This window comes from Bradyrhizobium sp. MI1.3 (assembly GCF_055811695.1).
The window spans coordinates 30,659-51,373 of record NZ_JBVVPQ010000018.1 but is presented as its reverse complement, the minus strand read 5'-3'; the positions used below and the strand labels follow the sequence as shown (position 1 = coordinate 51,373).

The following is a 20,715-nucleotide window of genomic DNA, read 5'->3' as shown; positions in this document are numbered from 1 at the left end:
CGCCGGATGAGGGGTTCTATCCGCGCATCACAATGTGCGAGACTCACGCAGGCATACCCCTCACCCAAGCGGGGTCGTGGCAACCGGCGTCGCTGCCCTCTCCCGCAAGGGGAGAAGGCATATCGCTGCGCTTCGGCGAAGAAGTAGATCCGACAATCACGGCGTCAAAACGCCGATGCGCGAGATCGCTACTTCCCCTCGCGCTCGACCTTGTCCTTTGCCTTCTGGTTCATCTCGCGAACCTTGGGATCGGGATTGTGCTGCCCGGTGGTCTGGCTGGTCGAGGGCGGCGTGGCATTGGCGTTGGGCAGTGAGTTCTGGTCCGGCGTGCTGGGGCGCGTCGCGGTGGTCGGCGGTGTGGTGTTGCTCTGGGCGTATGCGCCAGTGGCCGTCAAAAGCAAGGCGCTCGACAGCAACGAGACTGCGAGCGCCTTTGAGGTATGGGTCATCGATCTGCTCCTGTCAGATCGATGCAAACGGCGCGAGGCCGCCTTGTGTTCCCGCCTTTATGCTTCCAATTGCTTGCCGAGCGGAAGGCTGCGGATGCGCTTTCCGGTCGCGGCGAAGATGGCGTTCATCAGCGCCGGCGCGAATGGCGGGACGCCGGGCTCGCCCACGCCGCTCGGCGGCGTGTCGGATCCTGGCGGCACGATGTAGACGTTGGTCACAGCAGGGGATTCGTCGATCCTGAGGACCTGGAAGTCGTCGAAGTTCTTCTGCTGCACCTTGCCGTCCTTGAAGGTGATCTCGCCGTATTTGGCCAGACTGAGCCCCATGATCGCCGCGCCCTCGATCTGGGAGGCGATGCGCTCGGGGTTGACATAGGTGCCGCAGTCGATGGCGGTGTCCACCCGCGGCACGGTCAGCTTGCCCTTGTCGTCGACGGCCACCTCGACGATGGTCGCGATATAGCTGACGAAGCTGCGGTGCACTGCGATGCCGAGGCCATGGCCCTTCGGCACCTGACGGCCCCATTCGCCCTTCTCGGCGACCAGCTCGACCACCTTGCGCAGGCGCGCGGTGTCGATCGGATAGCTATCCATCGGTTCGCCGTAGTTCCACATGTCCTTCACAGCAGGCTTGACGATGCGCGGGCTGCCGATCAGCGCGAGCAGCGTCTCCTTCTGGTCGCGGCCGGTTGCATGGGCGATCTCGCCCACCATCGACTGGACCGCGAAGGCGCGCGGGATGTTCGAGACCGAGCGGAACCAGCCGATGCGGGTGAACGCCGCGGCCTCCGGGTTCTCGCAGGAGATGTTGGCGATCTCGAAGGGCATGTCGACGAGGCCCATGCCGAGCTCGAAAGGCGCCTGGTGCTTTGCATCTGCCGCAAACGTCGAGCCGATGCTCGGGGCCACGCTGCGATGGCGCCACGCGATCACCTTGCCGCTTTTGTCGAGCCCCGCCTCGATCCGTTCCACGGAGACCGTGTGCAGGAAATCGTGGTGGACGTCGTCCTCGCGCGTCCACTGCACCTTGACCGGGACGCCGAGCTCCTTCGACAGCAGCGCGGCCTCGAGCGCAAAGTCGCATTTCGACTTGCGGCCGAAGCCGCCGCCGAGCAGCGTGACGTTGACGGTGACATTGCCCTCGGGAATGCCGAGCGTCTTCGCAACGTCCTCGCGCGTGCCGCCCGGGCTCTGCACCGGCGCCCAGATCTCCGCCTTGTCGCCCTTGACGTCGGCGACCGCCACCGGCGGCTCCATGCTGACATGGGCAAGATGCGGCAGATAATATTCGCCGACGACGACCTTGTCGGCGCCCTTCAGAGCAGCCTCGGCGTCGCCTTCCTGGCGCACCACAAGACCCGGCTTGCGCGAGGCCTCCTCGAGCTCCTTGCGGTAGGCGACGGAATCGTATTTGCCGTTGGCGCCGTCGTCCCAGGTCAGCTTCAGCGCGTCGCGGCCCTTGATCGCCGCACCGGTGTTGCGCGCGATCACGGCAACGCCGCCGAGCGGCTGGAATTTCGACGGCCACGGCCAGCCGCGCACCTGCATCACCTTCTCGACACCGGGGACCTTCAACGCCGCGTCCGGATCGAACGAGACCAGCTTGCCGCCGGTCACTGGCGGGCGCGCGATCACGGCATACTTCATGCCAGGCAGCCGCACGTCGGCGCCGTAACGCGCCTTGCCGGTGGTAATGTCGTGGAGATCGACGATGCCGATCTGGCCCTTGCCGAGATAGCGGAAGTCCTTGGGGTCCTTCAGCTTGAGCCCTTCGATGCTCGGCACCGGTTCCTTGGCGGCATCGGCTGCGAGCTCGCCGAAGCCAAGCTTGCGGCTCGTTGCGCTGTGGACGACCTCGTGATTGACGGCCTTGACCTCGGTTGCCGGCACACCCCAGCGTTTCGCGGCGGCTTGCTCCAGCATGGTGCGGGCGGAGGCACCGATCTGGCGCATCGGCATCAAATAATGCCGCGTGCTGCGCGAGCCATCGGTGTCCTGGTTGCCGAACTTGACCTCGTCGCCATGGGCCTGCTCCACCTTGACCCTGGCCCAGTCGGCTTCCATCTCCTCGGCCACGATCAGCGGCAGGCTGGTGCGCACGCCTGTGCCCATCTCGGCGCGGTGAGCAAGGATGGTGACGGTGCCGTCGGGTGCGACCGCGACGAATACGCGCGGATCGACCACGACGCCGTGCGGCATCTTGCCGGCGCCGGTCTCGTAGGCGAACGCCTGGCGCGACATCACGGGCGCCGCGAGCACGAAGCCGCCTGTGATGCCGAGCCCCTTCAGGATGCTGCGGCGCGAAACCTTCTCGACCTTGATGTTCTTCTCGAAGCCACGAAGCTTCTTCGGGTTGTCGATGAAATTCATGTCACACTCCCGTCGATGCGAGATGGACCGCATTCTCGATGCGCTGGTAGCAGCCGCAGCGGCAGATGTTGCCGGACATCGCTTCGCGGATCTGGTCGTGCGACGGCTTTGGGTTGTCCATCAGCAGCGCAGCCGCCTGCATGATCTGGCCCGCCTGGCAGAAGCCGCATTGGGGAACGTTGACTTGGCGCCAGGCCTTCTGCACCGGGTGATCACCGTTCGGATGCAGTCCCTCGATCGTCGTGATCTCGCGGCCGGCGACGTCGTTGATCGACGTGATGCAGGCGCGCACGGCTTCCTTGTCGACGATGACAGTGCAGGCGCCGCACAGGGCCTGGCCACAGCCGAACTTGGTGCCGGTCAGACCGGCCTCGTCGCGCAGGAACCAGAGTAGCGGGAGATCCGGGTCGCCGTCCCAGCTCTGTTCCTGGCCGTTGATCTTCACCTTGATCATGATCGTCCCTCGCTCTTCATAAGCTTGTTGATTTCAGATTTTCCAGATGCCGGTCGGTGCAATGTCCGCTGCGCGGCGTCGCATTCCAGCGGTCATCCCGCGCGGGCAGATCCCGGCAGGACTCAGGAATGCCAATGTCATGTCCGGATGTGTTCGATACCTCCCGTCGTGTTCTTGATTATTGAATTCGCGCGGCATCGTCACGTCGCGATCTTAGCAAGGATCGCTTCGGTCTAGCATTCACAGCCGAGTGTTCTCTAGTCAGCTGTTCTCGATGGGAAAAGATTGCAACGAAGGTTTGTCAAAAGCAGGGCGCCGCATCTCGCCGCGCGCATCTCGATATGGGGACAACAAAAAAAAGCTTCGTCCGCCAGAACACCTGTGCGGACGAAGCAGGATGCCTCAGTCGAGGGAGGGAGAAACGCAAGCGCCGCGCACTTCAAGCGGGAAGTGGTGGCCCTGCGCAGTCATTCAGAGACCAGGACTGAGGGAGCTGACGGCCCCCACACAGGTGCAGTCGAGAAGCGGCGGCATCGCCGCGATCGTCCCGGCCGGCTCCGTCCGCTCGCTGGGTGTGGTGGAACCAGCGAGCGAATGGGGCGCGGCAAACGTCAGGCGGCCTTTGCTCAGGCGGCCTTGGCCTTCGCGACGTGGGTCGCGATCGCGTCCATCAGCGCCGGCGACAGGCAGTCATAGGGCTCAAGTCCAAGCTCCTTGAACCGAGCCCGTATTCCGCCCATCTGCTCCGGCTTCACGCCCGATTCGATCACCGACGAGACGAAGGCGGCGAATTGCGGCGCCTGCGAACCCTGCTCCTGGAACAGTTCGGGGTGGATGAAGTCGAGGCCGTAGAACGGGTGACTCTTGTTCTCGATGCGGCCGTACATATGCGTGCCGCAGGCCTTGCAGGCGTAGCGCTGGATCGCCGCCGATGGATCGACGATCTGGAGCTTGTCGCCGTTCTCGAGCACGGTGACGTTCTGGCGGGGTACCACGGCGACGACGGAGAAATTCGCGCCCTGCGGTTTCCAGCACTTGGTGCAGCCACAGGCATGGTTATGCGCGACGTCGCCCTTGACGGCGACCTTGACCTGATGGTCGCTGCATTTGCATACGAGCGTGCCGCCGGCGAAGCTGCCGCTGCCCTGTTTGATGCCGTTATCGATCGAGGGATGGAGTGCAACAGTCATGGGTCGATCCTCCTTGGGGTGACGCTTTTCGAGCTAGAACACGACGACTGAACGGATCGATTTACCCTCATGCATCAGGTCGAAGCCTTTGTTGATGTCTTCGAGCTTGAGCGTGTGGGTAATCATCGGGTCGATCTGGATCTTTCCGTTCATGTACCAGTCGACGATCTTCGGCACGTCGGTGCGGCCCCGCGCGCCGCCGAAGGCGGTGCCGCGCCAGTTTCGCCCGGTGACGAGCTGGAACGGGCGGGTAGCGATCTCCTTGCCGGATTCGGCAACGCCGATGATGATCGAGGTGCCCCAGCCACGATGGCAGGCCTCCAGCGCCTGGCGCATCACCGTGGTGTTGCCGGTGCAGTCGAAGGTGTAGTCGGCGCCGCCGTCGGTCAGGGTCACGAGATGTGGGACGATGTCGCCGGTGATCTTCTTGGGATTGACGAAATCGGTCATGCCGAACCGGCGTCCCCATTCCTCCTTGGAGTCGTTGATGTCGACGCCGATGATCTTGTCCGCGCCAGCCATCTTGGCGCCCTGGATCACGTTCAGGCCGATGCCGCCGAGCCCGAACACGACAACGTTGGAGCCCGGCTCGACCTTGGCGGTGTTGACGACGGCGCCGACGCCGGTGGTGACGCCGCAGCCGATGTAGCAGCTCTTGTCGAACGGCGCGTCCTCGCGGATCTTGGCGACCGCGATCTCCGGCAGCACGGTGAAGTTCGAGAAGGTCGAGCAGCCCATATAGTGGTAGATCGGCTTGCCCTTGTAGGAGAAGCGGCTGGTACCGTCGGGCATCACGCCTTTGCCCTGCGTCGCGCGGATCGCGGTGCAGAGATTGGTCTTCTGGCTAAGGCAGCTTTTGCATTGCCGGCATTCCGGCGTGTAGAGCGGGATGACATGGTCGCCCGGCTTCACCGAGGTCACGCCAGGACCGATCTCGCGGATGATGCCCGCGCCCTCATGCCCCAGGATCGACGGGAAAATTCCCTCGCTGTCGAAGCCGTCGAGCGTGTAGGCGTCGGTATGGCAGATGCCCGTCGCCTTGACCTCGACCAGGACTTCGCCGACCTTCGGTCCTTCCAGATCGACTTCGACGATCTCGAGCGGCTTCTTGGCTTCGAAAGCGACGGCGGCACGTGTCTTCATCTTAAGCTCCTCAAATTCCAGCAGGGCGCCAAGAACCAGGTCCTGGTCGGGCTCCGCTCGTTCACTTCTTGCCCATGCACGAATCTTCGTTCTTGGTATAGGCGTCGTTCTTGTCCTCGTGCTTGCCGGGTCTTGTGCGGCCCCAGGCCTCGTTGGATCGGGCGCGCAGATAGACGTAGAGATCGTCCATGTAGCAGGCGACGTTCGGGTTATCGCCGAAAGCCGGCATCACGTTCTCTGCGGCAGTCGAGATGTTCTTGCGGCCGGAGGCGACGACGCCGAGAAAGTCGGCATAGCTCATCGTCTTCAGCGAATCCTTCAGCGCCGGGGCGTAGGTCGAGCCCATGCCATCCGGGCCGTGACACACATGGCAGTCCGAGTGATAGCGGCGGTATCCGGAATAGGTGTACCAGTCGACGGATCCGTCGGTGATCTTATAGGTTGGATTGCCTTCCTTGTCGGACCATTCGCCGGTTTCGTTCTGCTTGACGGCAGTCGGATCGCCTGAGCCGTCCGCGACGGCAATTCCCCCGGACGCGACCAAGAACATCGCAGCAATGGCAGAGCAGATTTTACGCAAGAGATTTTCCTCGGAAGGCATTCGGTGAGACGAGCCGGCGCGGGGGGGTGATACAAGCACCGGCGCGCGTGGGGGATGCGGAATTTGGGCGGGATGTCACCCTCGGAGGTGCGCCGCGGGGGCGGGTGTTTGTGAGCGGCGCGTAGCCACCGACTGCGCCGAGACCGGCGGTCGGATCGGTCAGGCCTGCCGCCAGACCGATACCGGCCCAGCCGCCCACGCCCGAGAGCACTGCGACATACTGCTTGCCGCCGTTCTCATAGGTGGTGACGTTGCCGATGATGCCGGAGGGAGTCTTGAACTTGTAGAGCTCCTTGCCGGTCTTGGCGTCGACTGCCTTCAGGTAGCCTTCGAGCGTTCCGTAGAACACCACGTTGCCTGCGGTTGCGAGCGCGCCCGACCAGACCGAGAACTGCTCCTTGTTCGACCAGACGATCTTGCCGGTCTTGCCGTCCCAGGCGATGAAGTTACCCATGTGGGTTTCACCCTGCGGCGGATACATCGAGAGCGTCGCACCCACATAGGGCTGGCCCGCAGTGTAGCTCACCTTGAACGGTTCGTAGTCCATGCAGACGTGGTTGGTCGGAACGTAGAACAGCTGCGTGTCCGGCGAGTAGGCCGCCGGCTGCTCGTCCTTGGTGCCGAGCGCGGCCGGGCAGATGCCCTTCACGTTGTGGTCCTCGCCCGCCTTGTCGGTCGAAGCGGTGTCGAGCACCTTCGGGCGGCCGTAGGTGGCCGAGTTCTTGTCCATATCGACGCCGGAGGTCCAGTTCACCTTCGGATCGTACTTTTCGGCGACCAGGAGCTCACCGGTGGCACGATCGAGCGTGTAGCCGAGGCCGTTACGATCGAAGTGCGTCAGCAGCTTGCGCGGCTGGCCGTTGATGGCCTGGTCCGAGAGGATCATCTCGTTGACGCCGTCATAATCCCACTCGTCGTGGGGCGTCATCTGATAAACCCACTTGGCTTGGCCGGTGTCAGGGTTGCGAGCCCAGATCGTCATCGACCATTTGTTGTCGCCGGGACGCTGCTTCGGATTCCAGGTCGAGGGATTGCCCGATCCGTAGTAGACGAGGTTCAGCTCGGGATCGTAGGAGATCCAGCCCCAGGTGGCGCCGCCGCCGATCTTCCACTGATCGCCTTGCCAGGTCTTGAGGCTGGAGTCCTTGCCAATCGGCTTGCCGAGCGCGGTGGTCTTCTCTGCATCGACCAGGATTTGATCATCCGGTCCTTCGGAGTAGCCGCGCCAAGCCAGCTTGCCCGTCTTGATGTCGTAGGCGGTCATATGGGCTTGAACACCGAACTCGCCGCCGGAGATGCCGATCAGCACCTTGTCCTTGACGACCATGGGGGCCGAAGTACCGGTCTCGCCCTTGCTGGCGTCGCCGTTCTTCGCGGTCCATGCCACCTGACCGCTCTTGGCATCGAGCGCGACGAGCGTGGTGTCGGCCTGATGCAGGAAGATCTTGCCGTCGCCATAGGCCAAGCCGCGGTTGACCGTGTCGCAGCACATCACCGGGATCACATTCGGATCCTGCTTCGGCTCGTACTTCCAGACGATCTTGTTCTCGTTGGAAAGGTCAATAGCGTAGACCTTGTTCGGGAACGGCGTGTGGACGTACATCATGTTGCCGATGATCAGCGGGCCGCCTTCGTGGCCGCGCAGCACGCCGGTCGAGAAGGTCCAGGCGACCTGGAGCTTGCCTACGTTTTGTGCGTTGATCTGGTTCAGCTTGGAATAGCGGGTGTTGGCGTAGTCGCCCGTCGGCATCACCCAGTCTTTCGGGTTCTGCGACATCTTGAGCACTTCGTCGTTGGCCGACGCGCTGCCGACGGCGAGGGCCGCCGCGGAGCCAAGATAGGCCGCGAGTAGTACCTTGCGCATAGTCATTCCTCCATTGGTCTCGTTTATTGTTTCCGAAGCATTGCTTAATCGCCGGGCTTTTCGTCCGGCGTCTGCTCGTGCAGGGCGGTCACGATTGGGACCAGAAACGATGCTGTGGTGTTTCCTCCTCCTGATGAGAGCCACGGGTCCACGTGCGGAGCGGCCCGTTCTTGTTGTTCCTGATGCAATCCCTAACGACTTCGTTATCGGGAAACTTGCCCAAGAGAGAAGCTGGTTTGCTTGACAGCGCACGGCCGCGAAGATTTTGATTTTGCAGTAGCGAATTCAGCGGCTTCCGCAGCGCTTTGGGACCGTCTCCCACGCTTAGGTTCCCCTTGACGGCGCTGCAACTAAGGCGGAGGATTAACTTACAAGGGTGGCATTGGAACGACGGCGCTCGTTCTGGAAGATCGCTCAAAATCGAGGTAAACGTCACGCAATCACGGTTCAGGGCTCCGGCAGCGCGGCTCGCGATTCGCGTCAAATCTCCGGATCAAACCAGTGGCTGGATTAATGTCCGACACGATTCACACGCTCTCGACGACGGGAATGACGCCGAAACGTCAGATCCAAAGCTGGATCGACGGGCTGACGAGCCTGTGCGGGCATTTCGACGTCGATCCGCTCGAAGCGTCTTCGCTCGAAGGCCGCATCGACTACACCAGCGTCTCGCGCCTGAAGCTCTGCCAGATCGAGGTCAGCCAGCATCGGATTGCGCACACGCTGGCGCGCGCCAAGGCCAATGAACACCCGTATATCAAGATCCACTTCCAGACTTACGGTGTGTCCTATTTCGAGCAGGAAGGCCGCCACATCGAGCTGAACCCGGGCGACATCATCGCCTATGACGTCTCCTGTCCGCATTCGATCATCAGCCCCGCTTTCACGCGCCATGACGTGGTGATCGTGCCAAAGGCGCTGCTGCGCGACCGCGGATTCCCGTCGCAGCGAATGCCCGCCTGCAAATTGACCTCACGCACCGGGACGGGGCGGATCGCCCATGATTTCGTCCATGCGACCTTCGACGAGGCGGCGAAGCTGTCGGCGAACAGTGCGGTCGGCGTCGCCGATTCGCTGATCGACCTCTTGCTGCTGCCGCTGCGCGAGGCCGACACGATGCTCGATCGCGTCGGGCCCGAAGCGACCTATGTGCGCGCGCAGTTCTTCATCCGCGAGCATTTGCGCGATCCGGATCTGTGCATCGACCAGATTTCCGGCGAGCTCGGCTGCTCCAAGCGCTATCTGCACATGCTGTTCTCGGAGCGCGGCACCACGGTGAGCGACTACATCTGGCAGGCGCGTCTTCAGAATTGCCGCCAGGAGCTCGAGGCCCACGCCGGCAAGACCATCACCGACGTCGCATTCTCCTGGGGCTTCTCCAGCTCATCGCATTTCAGCCGGGTGTTCCGGAAATATTTCGGCGTGGTGCCGTCCTCGATCCACAAGGCGCAACAGGGCGCGGTTGCGGCGGACGAGCACTAGGCAAACGCCAGGTTCGGCGTCGACGACAGCGGTTGCCCCTCACGCGCCCGCGATGTCTCTCACGCCGATATGGCGATGTAGGGAATGCTTATCAGGAGAGCGGCGAGCAGCACCGCGTTGCCCAGCATCCCGCTCCAATGCAGCCGGCGCAGCCGACGCGGGGCCTCGGCATCGCCGGCGTCCGTGGCGCTGAGCTGCTCGTCCATCCGCTGCATGAACCCGCGGCGTCCGTAGATCGCCAAGGCTGCAAGGAGGCCGACGCCCATCGCTGCGACCAGACGACCGTCGAGCAGGAAAGCTACTGCTCCGATAATTCCGGCAACGCGCATCACCAGAAAATGGGCATTGAACATTCCGCGCAAAAGCTGGGCGACGGGCTGGATATCCAGCTTCACCAGCAGGAAGGCCGGAGACGCCAGCGTGAAATAGCCCATCGGAAAGAGCAGGATGATCATGACGGCTACGGCGACGCCATCCGGTGTCATGGGATCGGCCTTTCTGGTCCGCGCCGGCGAGACCTTTCCGCCGGCATCGCACAATCATAGCGGGAAAATGCGTTTCCGGCACTAGGCTTTGGTCGGATGCTGCGCCGCGAAGGGGCGTCTTGTCTCCCGGTTCAGGAGGGCTCGAGGCCGAGCGACCGCGCGCTCTCGATCCAGATCGGCAGCTCGCGCTGATATAGGGCGTTGGTGTCCTTGAAGCCGATCGCGGGTTCGAGCACGAACGTGTTGAGAACCTCCTTCACCTTCGGGTCGTTGTTGGCAGCGACGCAAAGCTCCGCCAAGCGGTCGACGACCGGTTGCGGTGTAGCCTTCGGCACGGCCCAGCCGGAGAAGCCGCTAACGGTGAAGAATTTCGACGTCGCGCCCTGCTCGGGGAGGGTCTTGATATCGGGGATGGCGTCGACCTTCTTCGAATGCACCGCGAACACAGTGCCACGGTCGCTCTGCAAAACCGACTGCGCTGCCGTGTAGCTGCCCATGACCACATCGAGCGTACCTTCCAGCATGCCCGTCCACATCGGGGCTTCGCCGCGATAGTGGATCGGCTCGATGGCAAGGCCATACTGTTTGTTGAGCTCGTGGACCGTCATATGCGGAGCCGAGCCCGCACTATAGGTGCCGAAGTTGACCTTGCCGCTTTTGCGCGCGAAGGCGACGAAATCCTCCAACGTCTTGACGCCGGTTTTCGGGTTCGCCACCAGCAACAGGCCGGCGCCCGGAATGACGCTGACGAGCGTCAAATCCTTGTCCATGTCGTAGCCGGGAGTCTTCATCACCACCCGGTTCATGATGTAGGTGGTCGAGATCGAGCACAGGATGGTGTGGCCGTCGGGCTCCGCGCGGGCGACCTCCGCCGTCCCGATCGCGCCGGCGGCTCCGGGCTTGTTCTCGACGACGACGGTCTTTCCGACCTGCTTGGCAATGAATTCACCATAGGCGCGCGCGAGCAGATCGGTCTGTCCGCCGGCGGGATAGCTGCAAATCATGCGGATCTGCCGCGATGGCCACGCAGCCTGCGCCGAGGCGCCGCGCGAGACGAAAGGCATCACGAGTGTGGTGGTGCCGGCGGCGATGAAGTGGCGGCGATCGAGTTTTGCGGACATGATTCTCTCCCGGGTTGTCGGCGACGGTACTGCATCGGGTCGCCTCTGCCATGGGTGGCAGGCGAGACAGATTGGCGCATTCGAAGGGCCGCGCTGTGCCTATTCGGGCGTCATCCGGACAATCGCACTTTTCGCATGACACGCAGCCAGGCGATTTCGGTCAGGGCTACCGCAAGCAAGCCGAAGGTGCCGCCGATCAGCACGTTGACGATGCGCTCCTCCGCGATGCCGCTGGCGCTGCCGGCGAAGGAAGCGGCCAGCGCGATGAAGAAGCAGCGCAGGCCGAAGCCGACGATGTAGCGGGAGAACGCGATCAGCGTGAGGGTGGCCGCGAGAACCGCGAGCGCATAGCCGACGCGGCTTTGCGGCAGCACCATGCCGGCGAGGAAACCGAGCGGCACGCCGGCGACGGCGCCAATCGCCCGCTGCTTCAGCTTGCCGGTCGAAGCGGCGAGATCGCCGACCACGACGCTTGCGGCCGACCACATCACCCATTGGCCCTGCGCGAGCTCGAGGATCTCGACCAGCGCCGCCGCAGCGAACACTGCAAGGGCGGTTGCCGCCGCGGGCACAAACCACTCGGCCGCGGGCGCTCCGAACGAGGTCGCGGCATCGCCGCACCGTCGCTGGTCGTAAATCCGGATGGCGCAGACCAGAGCCAGCGCGATCGGAGAGGACACGATGATCATGCCGGCATGGCGCAGGGCTTCCGAGGCGCTCACGCCCTCCCGCACCTCGCAGGCGAGATACACGGCGGGGATGAACACCCAATTCCCGAGCGTGCGGAAATGTTCGCCATGGCGTGTCACCGCGACCGCAAGGAATCCGGCGAGCGCCGTCAGCACTGCGAATAGCGGCTTGATCGGGGCGGCAAGGAAGAGCGCGGCAAAAGTGAGGAGGATGGCAATGTAGTAACATACGATAACCTTCGGCGGCAGGTGCAGCCGTAGCGCCGGAATGAGCAGCGAGACCGCGACCAACCCGAGATTCAGCAGCGCCGTCTCGCGCGCGACGAAATAGGCGGCGACCATCGGGCCGACGACGATCAGCGCCCGCACCAGCTCGCCGGTCTTGATTTCGCGCGAGAGCAGATCGCGCAGGCCTGCTGCGGAAGGATTCACGATGCCACCAGATGGCCGAATGAAAACGGCGGTATCATAGGGTGCAGAATGTCGCCGAGCCAGCGATGGTTGTAGTGGGCCCATCGCCGACCACTTTATCCGTCATTCCGGGAGCCGGACGCTCCGGTCACCGCTGAATGATCTTCACCCAGACGTCGCCGAGGATTGCAGGCTCCCGCGGCGGCAGATAGCTCAGCCCCGCCTGCCTGCCGAATTCGGCGATCTTGCCCTCGGCGGCAAGCCCGCTCAGCGCCTTGTTGACGGCGTCGATCAGCGCGGGATCGCTGGCCAGCCCGACATAGCCGCGATTGGCCCCGATCGGATAGTAGTAGCCGGACGCGGTGACCGCCGTATCGGGGTGCGCGGCGCGATGGGCGTCGAGGCGGCCGAGGTCGATCAGCGTCGCGTCATAGTCGCCACGGGCAAGTGCGCCGAGAAGATCATCGCGGCCGGGGACGAGATGCGTGATGTCGTCGATCAGGCGCCCCTTGTCGAAGGTCATGAGGATCGCATCGCCGAGCGAGCCACTCTCGATAACCAGGCGCAGGCCGGCGAGGTCGCCGATGTCGCCGATCTTGCGACCCCGCGCCTTGGGTCCGAGCACGACTGTCATCGGCGAGTAGACATAGGGCTGGCTCGGCGCGAGCACGCCGAGCGCGACGCGGCGGCGTCGGTCGTCGCGGGTGGCGCCGGCAAAATCCGGCAAGCGCGCCGTTTTCATGCCGGGCTTGACGAGGGAGTCCGTCGTCAGCGCATAGCCGCCGACGAGCGAGCAGCGCCCGTCGGACAGCAGCGCATTGGCCTCGAGCTGCGGGCTCGAATCCTCGTCCAGCTTGCTCTCGAACCACTGGATCGTCAGCGGTCGTCCGAGCCGGTCGGCGATCGCCTCCGCCAGCAGCACGTCGAAACCCGAGTCCGGCTTGCCCTTGTGGTGCACCGACAGCGGTGGCCGGTCCTCGTCGAGACAAATCTTGAGCGGATCGTCGGCCGCGCGTGCAGCCGCGGCCGCCGCCGCGAGGATTGCGGCAATGCTCCAAGCGGCCAGCCAGCGCCTCATGGTTTTCTCCGGCTCGAGATGAAGGCCCAGAGATTCCCGATCTCCTCGTCGCTGAGAATGTCGGCCCAGGGCGGCATCTTGTTGTTCTTGCCGTTCTTCACCGTGGTGACGAAGCGCGTCTTGTCGTCGGGGAAGGCGCGCAGGTCCGGCGTGATGGTGCCGGGGTTCATCATGTTGGGGCCGTGGCAGTGCGAGCATTTCTCGGCATAGGTCGACTTGCCGTGGTCGATCTGTGCCTGCACGGGATTGCCGGTTGAATCATCCGCGGCACGAACGGCCGCCGCAAGCGCGACCGTCAGCACCGCGACGGTGGCAAGGATCGCCACCGTCCTGTACGTCACCTCTTTCAGCATCGTGCCGTGGCTACTGCTTGACCGCAAAAACCCACAGCGAGCCCCCAGCCGGTACCGTGGCAAGCCGCTCGTCACCGGAGAAGATCGAGTAGACGCCGCCGTACCCGCTCGTCACGGCGACATACTGCACGCCGTCCTGCTGCCAGGTCACCGGTTGTCCCTCGATGCCCGAGCCGGTCTGGAACTGCCAGAGCTTCTTGCCGGTGTCGGCGTCGAAGGCCTCGAACTCGCCGGTCAGCGCGCCCGAGAACACGACGCCACCCGCGGTCGACAGCACGCCCGAGAAGCGCGGGATGTCGCTGGGCGCTTCCCACTTGGCCTTCCCGGTCATGGGGTCGATCGCCTTCAGATGCCCGCGCGGACCATCACCCCATTCCCAGAGGTCGGTGAGGTCCATGCCGAGATACCATTCACCCTGCTTGAAGGTGACGGGCTCGGTCTTGTAGTGCCCGCCGAAGGCGAGCGTGTTGGCGTAGGCGAGCCCGGTTTGCGGGTTGAAGGACATCGGCTCCCAGTTCTTGCCTCCAAGCAGCGACGGAAAGACAACGACCTTCTTGCCCTCGCGCGCGTCCTTGCTGACATCGGTCTCGATCGGCCGGCCCGTCTTCATGTCGATTCCCGTCGCCCAGTTGACCTTCACGTAAGGATTGGCCGCAAGCAGCTTTCCGTTGGTGCGGTCGAGCACGTAGAAGAAGCCGTTGCGGTTGGCGTCCATCAACACCTTGGTCGGCTTGCCCTCGACGTTCATGTCGGCGAGGACCATCTCGGCCACGCTGTCATAGTCGAACGGATTGTTCGGCGAGAACTGGTAGTGCCACTTGATCTTGCCGGTCTTGGGATCCATCGCCAGCACGGAGCAGGTGTAGAGGTTATCGCCCGGGCGTACCGCAGAGTTGAACGGTCCGGGATTGCCGATACCCCAATAGACCGTGTTCAGCTCGGGATCATAGGAGCCCGTGATCCAGGTCGAGCCACCGCCGAGCTTCCAGGTATCGCCCTTCCAGGTGTCGCCGCCGGGCTCGTCCGGGGAGGGGATCGAATGGGTGCGCCACAGGTGCTTGCCCGTTGCCGGATCCCAGCCGTCGATGAAGCCGCGGGTGCCGAACTCGGCGCCGGAGATGCCGGTGATCACGACGCCGTCGGCGACCAGCGGCGCCACCGTCATCGAATAGCCTTCCTTGATATCGGCAGCCTTCTGCCGCCACAGCTCCTTGCCGTCCTTGGCGTCGAGCGCGATCACGTTGGCGTCGAGCGTGGTGCGGAACACCTTGCCGTCATAGAGTGCGGCGCCGCGATTGATAATGCCGCAGCAGACGATGCGCGGCGTTTCGGCAGGATACTCGACCTTGGATTTCCAGATCTGCTTGCCGGTCTTGGCGTCGACCGCCATCGTCGCGTTGTGCGACGTCACGTAGATCACGCCCTGGTACACTAGCGGCTGCGATTCCTCGCTGCGATCATCGTTGAAAGAGTAGTTCCAGACCGGGACAAGGTTCTTGACGCTGTCCTTGTTGATCTGGTTCAGCGTCGAGAAACGCTGGAGATTGTAGCCCATTCCGTAATTGAGAACGTTCGATGTATCGGTCGCACCCTTGACCAGCTGCTCGCTGGTTTGTGCATTTGCACAAGTCGATGCAAGCATGACGAGGCTCGCGGCCATCGCAAAGCGTTTCATCCGTTCCTCCCAATGTGCGCGCCTATTGACGCTGCGGCAGCAACACTCCGCCCGAATGCAAAACGCGTCAATACGAAAGTCGTAGTTGCGACGCCGATCTGGTGGGCGGCCGGAAGCCGGTCACCTGACGGAGAGCTGACAAGCAACTCTCACTTGTGCGCAGGCGCTGAAGAAATTCCGCGGCATGGAGCAGGGCGCGTGCGCCACGGCAATGGTCGGGCCGACGGGTTCCGCAAGTTGTACGGGCGTAGCCTGCAATTCGGGGCTTGAACCGAGGCTCGCTTGTGGACTTATGTCGTTTCGATCCGGCTCGAATCGGAGCTCTTGGTCTGGGAGGTTTTCATGATATCGCGTCGCTCTGTTGCACTTGCGCTCACGATTGCACTGATGTCCGGTCCGGCATGGTCGGCCTCCGGCAACGCGGTCAAGACGTTCGATACCGACAATGACGGCACGCTCGACCTTGCCGAGGTGAAGAAGGCGGCGACCGCGTTGTTCGCCAAGCTCGATCCCGATCATGACGGCACGCTTGACGCCCGCGAGTTGCGCGGACGGTTAACGGCGAAAGAACTCGCCGCCGCCGATCCCGATCGCGACGGGACTCTCACGCTCGACGAATATCTCTCCGTGGTGGAGCAGCGCTTCAACGCGGCGAATCCCGACAAGGATGGAACGCTGGATGCCAAGGAGCTGAACTCGCGCGCCGGCCGCGCGCTGCTGCGCTTGTTGCAGTGAGCGCCGCGCCGCTTGACTGGGAGCGAAGGCGAGTTGCCCGAGAGAGAAATTTGCAAGCGCGATGCGACAGTTCGCTGTGTCGACGGCGCGATTCCCGACTTGCGCTGTGCCTGACGCAGCCCTAGGTTTTGGCCGGCGCGATGTCGCGCTCAATCCCTTGGGAGTCCCCGAATGGCCTGGAAAGCTCCGAAGATCGTGGAAGTGTCGGTCGGCATGGAAATCAACATGTACGCCTGCGCTTTGCGCAAGTAGGACCACAAGTAAGACTGCAAGTAAGACTTGCGACCTGCCGCGGCTTCGATGGCAACTACCATCGAAGCCGTGGTAGTGTCGGGGATGCGCGCGAGAGCCCTTACATTCTGGACCATAGCCGCCTACACCGTCGCGCTCGCGCCGGCATGCGTCAGCGCCGAAGAGGGCTTTGATACCGAGCACATCTTCGGCTTCATGATCGGCACCGATGTCGGCAATCCCGGCGAGCGCGAATTCCAGACCCAGACGACAGGACGATTCGGCAAAGGCGGCGGGACCTATCGCGCCCTGTCGCAGGAGGTCGAGATAGAGATCGTGCCGCTGCCGAACTTCCGCATCGAGGTCGGCGGCACTGCCACGCTGCACGACATCACCGGCGTCCCCGATATCGGCGACCGCCGTCAGTTCAATTTCCAGGGCGCTTCGCTCGACCTGCGCTATCGCCTGCTCGATCGCGAGCGCGCGCCATTCGGGTTGACTGTCGCCGCCGAACTCCATGGCGATCGCATCGACGAGACTTCCGGCGCAAAAGGGCGGATGTACGGTACCGATTTCACGCTCGCCTTCGATCGCGAGCTGATCCCGAACTTCGCCATCGGCGCGCTCAACCTGATCTATCAACCCGAATGGGCGCGTTTCGAAATGGCGGGACTGTCCGAAAAGAGTTCGACCATCGGCGCGGCCTTCGCCGGCCTCGTCCGCGTGCGGCCCGATGTGCTGCTCGGCGGCGAGGTGCGCTACTTCCGGCAGTACGAAGGCATCGGCCTCGGCGAGTTCGCAGGCCAAGCCCTCTTCGTCGGTCCGACCGCTTATTTCCAGCTTTCGGAGCGCTCGCGCCTGACCATGAGCTGGAGCATGCAGGCCTGGGGCCGTGCGGCCGGATCAGGCGGCAATCTCGACCTCGTCAATTTCGAGCGCCACCAGGCAAGGCTGGTCTTTGGAGTTAATTTCTAGCGCTCGCGCCCCGGTTGCGGGGAGAGGCGACGGGGCAATTCCCGCTCGATTTCGCGCGGCCGGATTGAAACTTCCCGCTCCTCGGAACGTAATCTTTTGTGCTAACTTCATCGCCTCTGCGAGGATCCCGGCATGAACCCGATCGACCTGGTGGTGACTGTGTGTGCGTTGCTTTCGCCTGCGACCTGCGAGGAGCAGCATCTGGTGTTCAACTATGCGGGGTCGCCGACGCAATGCGCGATGGCTGCGCCGCCCTATATCGCGCAATGGGTTGGCGACCATCCGAAGTGGCAGGCGGTGCGGTGGCGCTGCGAATATCCGCACCCGAACGACAAGGCGTAAAGCCCTGAGCTGCGTTGCCGGTCACGACTGGCTTAGGTCCTCATCCTGAGGAGCTTGCGAAGCAAGCGTCTCGAAGGATGGCCGCAGGCGACAGACGGGCCTGCGTGGTTCGAGACGCGCGTTCCGCGCTCCTCACCATGAGGGGAAAACGCTCGTAACGCAGCCGCGCTACTTGCTGCAATCCTTCAGATCCTTGTCGGCGATCGAGAACACCGCATCCGCCTTGATCTCGATGTCGCGCACGATGCACTGCCGTGCATTGGGATAGCTGACCCTGGCGTCGTAGCGGCCGGGCTCCACGCCGGTGATGCGCAACCGCTCGTCGTGGTCGACCTCCTTGTCCTTGTCGTTCAAGCACTGGTTCGGCCCCCACTCGGTCTTCCCGACCGGCGAGAGCTGGAAGCCGGAGATCGTCTCCGTCGTCAGATTCCAGAGCCGGATACCCTTGCCTTTGGCCTGCGCGAGCGCCGCGCCGGGCATCGCAACCAACAGGATGCCGATCGCAATCAGCGTACGCCGCATGATGACCCTCCCGCGAAGATGTCGTTGGTCCAATTGACCATGAGATCTCATTTCGATTCAAGCTGCAACGCGGCGAGCTCGGCCCTGATCTTGCCGAGCTCGGCCTCGCTGCGCTCCGCGCGCGGGATGGCAATCGGCACCTCGCGCACGATGCGCGCCGGTCGCGGCGACAGCAAGAACAGGCGGTCGCCGAGCCGGATCGCATCATCCAGGCTGTGGGTGACGAGCAACGTCATCACCGGACGGCGCGCCACCAGCGTCGCGATCTCGTCGCGCAAACGGCCGGCGAGTGCGTCGTCGAGCGAGGCGAGGGGCTCGTCGAGCACGAGCAGGTCAGGCTCCACCGCAAAGGCGCGGGCGAGCGCGACGCGCCGGGCGAGGCCCAGTGACAATTCGCCTGGAAAATGACTGCGATGCGCGTCCAGCTCCAGGATCCTGAACAGCTCGGCGAGCTTGGCGTCGGTCACATCGGGTGCCGCAAGCCGTACATTCTGCTCGACCGAGCGCCATGGCAGCAGCCGCGGCTCCTGGAAAACCATGCCGATCCGCGCTTCCGGCGGGCGCGAGACGTGCCCCTCGAAATCGCGGTCGAGCCCGAGGATGATGCGCAGCATCGTGCTCTTGCCGCAGCCGGAGGGACCGATCAGCACGCCGACCTCGCCGGATTGAAGCGCGAATCTGACCGGCGCGAGCACCTCCTGCGTCCCGCCCGCGGCACTCTTGAAGCTCTTGCCTGTGATATCGACCTCAAGCCGCACGGGGTCGCCATCGTGTTGCGCGGGCTTCGAACGGTTGCACCAGCGCGGTCTCGATCACGAGCACGACGGCGGCGAAGGTCAGCGAATAGGCCAGCAGCCGCGGCGTGTCGAACAGCTGGAAAGCGACGCCGATCTCGAAGCCGACGCCGTTCGGCCGGCCCAGGAGTTCGGCGACCAGCACGATCTTCCACACCAGCGACAATCCGGAGCGGGCTGAGGCTGCGATATAGGGTGCCAGTTGCGGCAGCACGACGTGGCGGAACGCGCGCCAGCGCGGCATCGCGAACACGCTCGCCATCTCGTCGAGCGAGCGGTCGAGCGCGCGTGCGCCCTCGCGCAGGGTGACGATGGCGGTCGGCAGCTTGTTGATCGCGATCGCCGCGATCGCTGCGGCCTCGGTGAGGCCGGCCCAGATATAGGCCAGCACGATCACGACCAGCGCGGGCAGGTTCAGGAGCAGGATCAGCCAGGGATCGCCGAGCCGGTCGGCGAGCTTCACCCGTCCCATCAGATAGCCGATGGCGCTGCCGAGCGACATCGCCAGCACGAAGGCGAGGCTCACGCGGGCGAGCGTGGCGCCGAGATGCAGGAACAGCGCGCCGCTCGATGCTTCCGCGATGACGACGTCGAGCACGGCGGACGGAGAGGGCAGCTTTGCGGCGCCGACGAACAGGGCGGCTGTCCACCAGATCGCGAGCAACAGGGCAAACGACAGAAGACGCAGCACCTCAGTCTCCGGCAACTGCGTGATAGAACGTGCCGGTATCGAGCTCGGCAGCGGGGCCCACGAGGTCGCGTCCGCCGGTCTCGGCCAGCACGCGGTAGAGCACGCGCGCGTCCTTTTCTTCGTCATCGATGCTCCGGCGCGGAATGCCGTCGCGATATCGCTCGCGATAGGTCTTGAGCAGGGTGGCATCGCTCGTGCCGGTGAGCGGTGCGATCTTGTCCCAGGCGGCATCCGAGGTCACCAGCAGCTGCTTGGCCTTGCGGGTCATCGCGATGAAGCGCGCCACCGCATCGCGATGACTCGCCGCCCAGTTTTCGTCGAAGACATAGCCGACCGCGGAGACCGCGCCCTTGGCGCCGAGTTTCGGCAATATGTCCTCGATGCCGGCAAGACGTCTAAAACCCTTGGCTTCCAGCTGTGCGCAGAAATTCCAGAAATTGAGGCTCGCATCCATCTCGCCGTCGAGCGCCTTGGCGGCGATCAGAGGCGGAGCACCATAGACGATGGTCGCCTCCGATTTCAGGTCGATGCCGTCCTGCTTCATGCGCGCCTGGAGCAGCTGCCAGCTCTTGTCGATGGGACCGCCGCCGACCGCCAGCTTGCGGCCCTTCAAATCAGCCAGCGACTTGATCGGCGAGGCGGCCGGCACCATCACCGCGCCGAGCGCGCTGGAATAGGGATAGAAGGTGAGCTTGGCGCCGAGCGTGCGCTCGCGCGACACCCACAGCCAGTCGGACAGGATGATGTCGGCATTGCCAGCGCGCAGGGCGATCTTGCCGGCCTCGGGGCTCGCAAGCTCGGTGACGTCGAGCGACAGGTCGGCCTCCTTGTCGAGGCCGCCGGCGCGGATCGCGGCCAGCTCCCAGGAGAATGTTCCGGTCTTCTGCACCGCAAGGCGAATCGTATCCGCGGCGCGGCCGGGCCCGGCTAGTGTCAGCGCCAGCGTCGTCGCGAGCGCCAATGATCGACCAAATGCTCTCATCACCTTGTGAGCCGTTTCCTCTGATAGGGTGCTTTTCAGGACAATACGCATAGCATAGCTTCCGTCGCAACCAGCGGG

Annotated in this window: 21 protein-coding genes and 1 pseudogene; 5 read left to right on the top strand and 17 right to left on the bottom strand. The window is 63.8% G+C overall.

Going from position 1 to position 20,715, the window contains the following annotated elements; translation table 11 throughout:
* Nucleotides 1-188: 188 nt before the first annotated feature.
* From AC0L3A_RS15730 to xoxF5, 7 genes and pseudogenes are all read right to left on the bottom strand, one after another.
* Nucleotides 189-449 carry a hypothetical protein gene (locus AC0L3A_RS15730; protein WP_007601361.1) on the bottom strand — a complete coding sequence of 87 codons (261 nt, stop codon included), beginning with the start codon at nucleotides 447-449 and terminating at the stop codon, nucleotides 189-191.
* Between the two features lie 57 nt (nucleotides 450-506).
* Nucleotides 507-2,819, bottom strand: coding sequence for a xanthine dehydrogenase family protein molybdopterin-binding subunit (locus AC0L3A_RS15725; RefSeq protein WP_007601362.1), 2,313 nt, complete (start codon nucleotides 2,817-2,819; stop codon nucleotides 507-509).
* Between the two features lies 1 nt (nucleotide 2,820).
* Nucleotides 2,821-3,273, bottom strand: a complete 453-nt coding sequence (locus AC0L3A_RS15720) for a (2Fe-2S)-binding protein (RefSeq protein WP_007601363.1) — start codon at nucleotides 3,271-3,273, stop codon at nucleotides 2,821-2,823.
* Between the two features lie 626 nt (nucleotides 3,274-3,899).
* On the bottom strand, nucleotides 3,900-4,463 hold the full coding sequence (gfa, locus tag AC0L3A_RS15715) for an S-(hydroxymethyl)glutathione synthase (RefSeq protein ID WP_007601364.1): 564 nt from the start codon (nucleotides 4,461-4,463) through the stop codon (nucleotides 3,900-3,902).
* 33 nt (nucleotides 4,464-4,496) lie between these two features.
* Entirely contained in the window at nucleotides 4,497-5,606 is a 1,110-nt protein-coding gene (locus tag AC0L3A_RS15710; protein WP_007601365.1) for an S-(hydroxymethyl)glutathione dehydrogenase/class III alcohol dehydrogenase, read from the bottom strand.
* 61 nt (nucleotides 5,607-5,667) lie between these two features.
* Nucleotides 5,668-6,156: a c-type cytochrome, methanol metabolism-related gene (locus AC0L3A_RS15705; protein ID WP_007601366.1), complete on the bottom strand. Its 489-nt coding sequence runs from the start codon at nucleotides 6,154-6,156 to the stop codon at nucleotides 5,668-5,670.
* 115 nt (nucleotides 6,157-6,271) lie between these two features.
* Nucleotides 6,272-8,071: pseudogene (xoxF5, locus tag AC0L3A_RS15700) on the bottom strand (lanthanide-dependent methanol dehydrogenase XoxF5); the annotation flags it as partial.
* Nucleotides 8,072-8,584: 513 nt separating this feature from the next.
* Between xoxF5 and AC0L3A_RS15695 the strand changes: the two are divergent.
* Entirely contained in the window at nucleotides 8,585-9,553 is a 969-nt protein-coding gene (locus AC0L3A_RS15695) for a helix-turn-helix domain-containing protein (protein WP_007601369.1), read from the top strand.
* A 59-nt stretch (nucleotides 9,554-9,612) separates the two neighbouring features.
* Here the strand turns inward: AC0L3A_RS15695 and AC0L3A_RS15690 are convergent, their stop codons facing one another.
* The 6 genes from AC0L3A_RS15690 to AC0L3A_RS15665 all read right to left on the bottom strand — a co-directional run bounded on the left by AC0L3A_RS15690 (nucleotide 9,613) and on the right by AC0L3A_RS15665 (nucleotide 15,365).
* A complete protein-coding gene (locus tag AC0L3A_RS15690; RefSeq protein ID WP_007601372.1) occupies nucleotides 9,613-10,038 on the bottom strand; it encodes a hypothetical protein in 426 nt (141 codons plus the stop codon).
* Nucleotides 10,039-10,169: 131 nt separating this feature from the next.
* Entirely contained in the window at nucleotides 10,170-11,159 is a 990-nt protein-coding gene (locus tag AC0L3A_RS15685) for a Bug family tripartite tricarboxylate transporter substrate binding protein (protein WP_473254713.1), read from the bottom strand.
* A gap of 110 nt (nucleotides 11,160-11,269) precedes the next feature.
* Nucleotides 11,270-12,280, bottom strand: a complete 1,011-nt coding sequence (locus tag AC0L3A_RS15680; protein WP_473254712.1) for an FUSC family protein — start codon at nucleotides 12,278-12,280, stop codon at nucleotides 11,270-11,272.
* A 127-nt stretch (nucleotides 12,281-12,407) separates the two neighbouring features.
* Nucleotides 12,408-13,337 carry a substrate-binding periplasmic protein gene (locus tag AC0L3A_RS15675; RefSeq protein ID WP_473254711.1) on the bottom strand — a complete coding sequence of 310 codons (930 nt, stop codon included), beginning with the start codon at nucleotides 13,335-13,337 and terminating at the stop codon, nucleotides 12,408-12,410.
* Nucleotides 13,334-13,690: a c-type cytochrome gene (locus tag AC0L3A_RS15670; RefSeq protein WP_473254710.1), complete on the bottom strand. Its 357-nt coding sequence runs from the start codon at nucleotides 13,688-13,690 to the stop codon at nucleotides 13,334-13,336. The genes AC0L3A_RS15675 and AC0L3A_RS15670 overlap by 4 nt, the downstream gene beginning before the upstream one ends.
* Before the next feature lie 10 nt (nucleotides 13,691-13,700).
* Nucleotides 13,701-15,365: a methanol/ethanol family PQQ-dependent dehydrogenase gene (locus AC0L3A_RS15665; protein WP_354170565.1), complete on the bottom strand. Its 1,665-nt coding sequence runs from the start codon at nucleotides 15,363-15,365 to the stop codon at nucleotides 13,701-13,703.
* 342 nt (nucleotides 15,366-15,707) lie between these two features.
* Here AC0L3A_RS15665 and AC0L3A_RS15660 point away from each other — a divergent pair, with 342 nt between their 5' ends.
* From AC0L3A_RS15660 to AC0L3A_RS15645, 4 genes are all read left to right on the top strand, one after another.
* On the top strand, nucleotides 15,708-16,100 hold the full coding sequence (locus tag AC0L3A_RS15660) for an EF-hand domain-containing protein (protein ID WP_007601381.1): 393 nt from the start codon (nucleotides 15,708-15,710) through the stop codon (nucleotides 16,098-16,100).
* Nucleotides 16,101-16,271: 171 nt separating this feature from the next.
* Entirely contained in the window at nucleotides 16,272-16,352 is an 81-nt protein-coding gene (gene pqqA / locus AC0L3A_RS15655) for a pyrroloquinoline quinone precursor peptide PqqA (RefSeq protein WP_035994375.1), read from the top strand.
* Nucleotides 16,353-16,400: 48 nt separating this feature from the next.
* Nucleotides 16,401-17,306: a hypothetical protein gene (locus tag AC0L3A_RS15650; protein ID WP_473254709.1), complete on the top strand. Its 906-nt coding sequence runs from the start codon at nucleotides 16,401-16,403 to the stop codon at nucleotides 17,304-17,306.
* A gap of 132 nt (nucleotides 17,307-17,438) precedes the next feature.
* The gene (locus tag AC0L3A_RS15645) at nucleotides 17,439-17,648 is read left to right on the top strand and encodes a hypothetical protein (RefSeq protein WP_007601386.1); all 210 of its coding nucleotides are present in this window, start codon (nucleotides 17,439-17,441) and stop codon (nucleotides 17,646-17,648) included.
* Nucleotides 17,649-17,816: 168 nt separating this feature from the next.
* Here AC0L3A_RS15645 and AC0L3A_RS15640 read toward each other — a convergent pair whose 3' ends face one another.
* From AC0L3A_RS15640 to AC0L3A_RS15625, 4 genes are read right to left on the bottom strand one after another with little or no spacing between them, the layout of a single operon-like run.
* Nucleotides 17,817-18,170: a hypothetical protein gene (locus tag AC0L3A_RS15640; protein WP_473254708.1), complete on the bottom strand. Its 354-nt coding sequence runs from the start codon at nucleotides 18,168-18,170 to the stop codon at nucleotides 17,817-17,819.
* A 47-nt stretch (nucleotides 18,171-18,217) separates the two neighbouring features.
* Entirely contained in the window at nucleotides 18,218-18,928 is a 711-nt protein-coding gene (locus AC0L3A_RS15635; RefSeq protein WP_007601388.1) for an ABC transporter ATP-binding protein, read from the bottom strand.
* Nucleotides 18,918-19,655 carry an ABC transporter permease gene (locus AC0L3A_RS15630; protein WP_007601389.1) on the bottom strand — a complete coding sequence of 246 codons (738 nt, stop codon included), beginning with the start codon at nucleotides 19,653-19,655 and terminating at the stop codon, nucleotides 18,918-18,920. The genes AC0L3A_RS15635 and AC0L3A_RS15630 overlap by 11 nt, the downstream gene beginning before the upstream one ends.
* Nucleotide 19,656: 1 nt before the next feature.
* The gene (locus tag AC0L3A_RS15625; protein ID WP_051058479.1) at nucleotides 19,657-20,637 is read right to left on the bottom strand and encodes an ABC transporter substrate-binding protein; all 981 of its coding nucleotides are present in this window, start codon (nucleotides 20,635-20,637) and stop codon (nucleotides 19,657-19,659) included.
* Nucleotides 20,638-20,715: the final 78 nt, after the last annotated feature.

What these genes read in the sequence shown, in the direction of transcription:
- AC0L3A_RS15705 (WP_007601366.1), bottom strand. Translation starts at nt 6,156, where the DNA reads ATGTTCTTGGTCGCGTCCGGGGGAATTGCCGTCGCGGACGGCTCAGGC.
- AC0L3A_RS15730 (WP_007601361.1), bottom strand. Translation starts at nt 449, where the DNA reads ATGACCCATACCTCAAAGGCGCTCGCAGTCTCGTTGCTGTCGAGCGCC.
- AC0L3A_RS15690 (WP_007601372.1), bottom strand. Translation starts at nt 10,038, where the DNA reads ATGACACCGGATGGCGTCGCCGTAGCCGTCATGATCATCCTGCTCTTT.
- gfa (WP_007601364.1), bottom strand. Translation starts at nt 4,463, where the DNA reads ATGACTGTTGCACTCCATCCCTCGATCGATAACGGCATCAAACAGGGC.
- pqqA (WP_035994375.1), top strand. Translation starts at nt 16,272, where the DNA reads ATGGCCTGGAAAGCTCCGAAGATCGTGGAAGTGTCGGTCGGCATGGAA.
- AC0L3A_RS15710 (WP_007601365.1), bottom strand. Translation starts at nt 5,606, where the DNA reads ATGAAGACACGTGCCGCCGTCGCTTTCGAAGCCAAGAAGCCGCTCGAG.
- AC0L3A_RS15670 (WP_473254710.1), bottom strand. Translation starts at nt 13,690, where the DNA reads ATGCTGAAAGAGGTGACGTACAGGACGGTGGCGATCCTTGCCACCGTC.
- AC0L3A_RS15665 (WP_354170565.1), bottom strand. Translation starts at nt 15,365, where the DNA reads ATGAAACGCTTTGCGATGGCCGCGAGCCTCGTCATGCTTGCATCGACT.
- AC0L3A_RS15695 (WP_007601369.1), top strand. Translation starts at nt 8,585, where the DNA reads ATGTCCGACACGATTCACACGCTCTCGACGACGGGAATGACGCCGAAA.
- AC0L3A_RS15725 (WP_007601362.1), bottom strand. Translation starts at nt 2,819, where the DNA reads ATGAATTTCATCGACAACCCGAAGAAGCTTCGTGGCTTCGAGAAGAAC.
- AC0L3A_RS15660 (WP_007601381.1), top strand. Translation starts at nt 15,708, where the DNA reads ATGATATCGCGTCGCTCTGTTGCACTTGCGCTCACGATTGCACTGATG.
- AC0L3A_RS15685 (WP_473254713.1), bottom strand. Translation starts at nt 11,159, where the DNA reads ATGTCCGCAAAACTCGATCGCCGCCACTTCATCGCCGCCGGCACCACC.
- AC0L3A_RS15640 (WP_473254708.1), bottom strand. Translation starts at nt 18,170, where the DNA reads ATGCGGCGTACGCTGATTGCGATCGGCATCCTGTTGGTTGCGATGCCC.
- AC0L3A_RS15675 (WP_473254711.1), bottom strand. Translation starts at nt 13,337, where the DNA reads ATGAGGCGCTGGCTGGCCGCTTGGAGCATTGCCGCAATCCTCGCGGCG.
- AC0L3A_RS15650 (WP_473254709.1), top strand. Translation starts at nt 16,401, where the DNA reads ATGGCAACTACCATCGAAGCCGTGGTAGTGTCGGGGATGCGCGCGAGA.
- AC0L3A_RS15720 (WP_007601363.1), bottom strand. Translation starts at nt 3,273, where the DNA reads ATGATCAAGGTGAAGATCAACGGCCAGGAACAGAGCTGGGACGGCGAC.
- AC0L3A_RS15625 (WP_051058479.1), bottom strand. Translation starts at nt 20,637, where the DNA reads ATGAGAGCATTTGGTCGATCATTGGCGCTCGCGACGACGCTGGCGCTG.
- AC0L3A_RS15645 (WP_007601386.1), top strand. Translation starts at nt 17,439, where the DNA reads ATGAACCCGATCGACCTGGTGGTGACTGTGTGTGCGTTGCTTTCGCCT.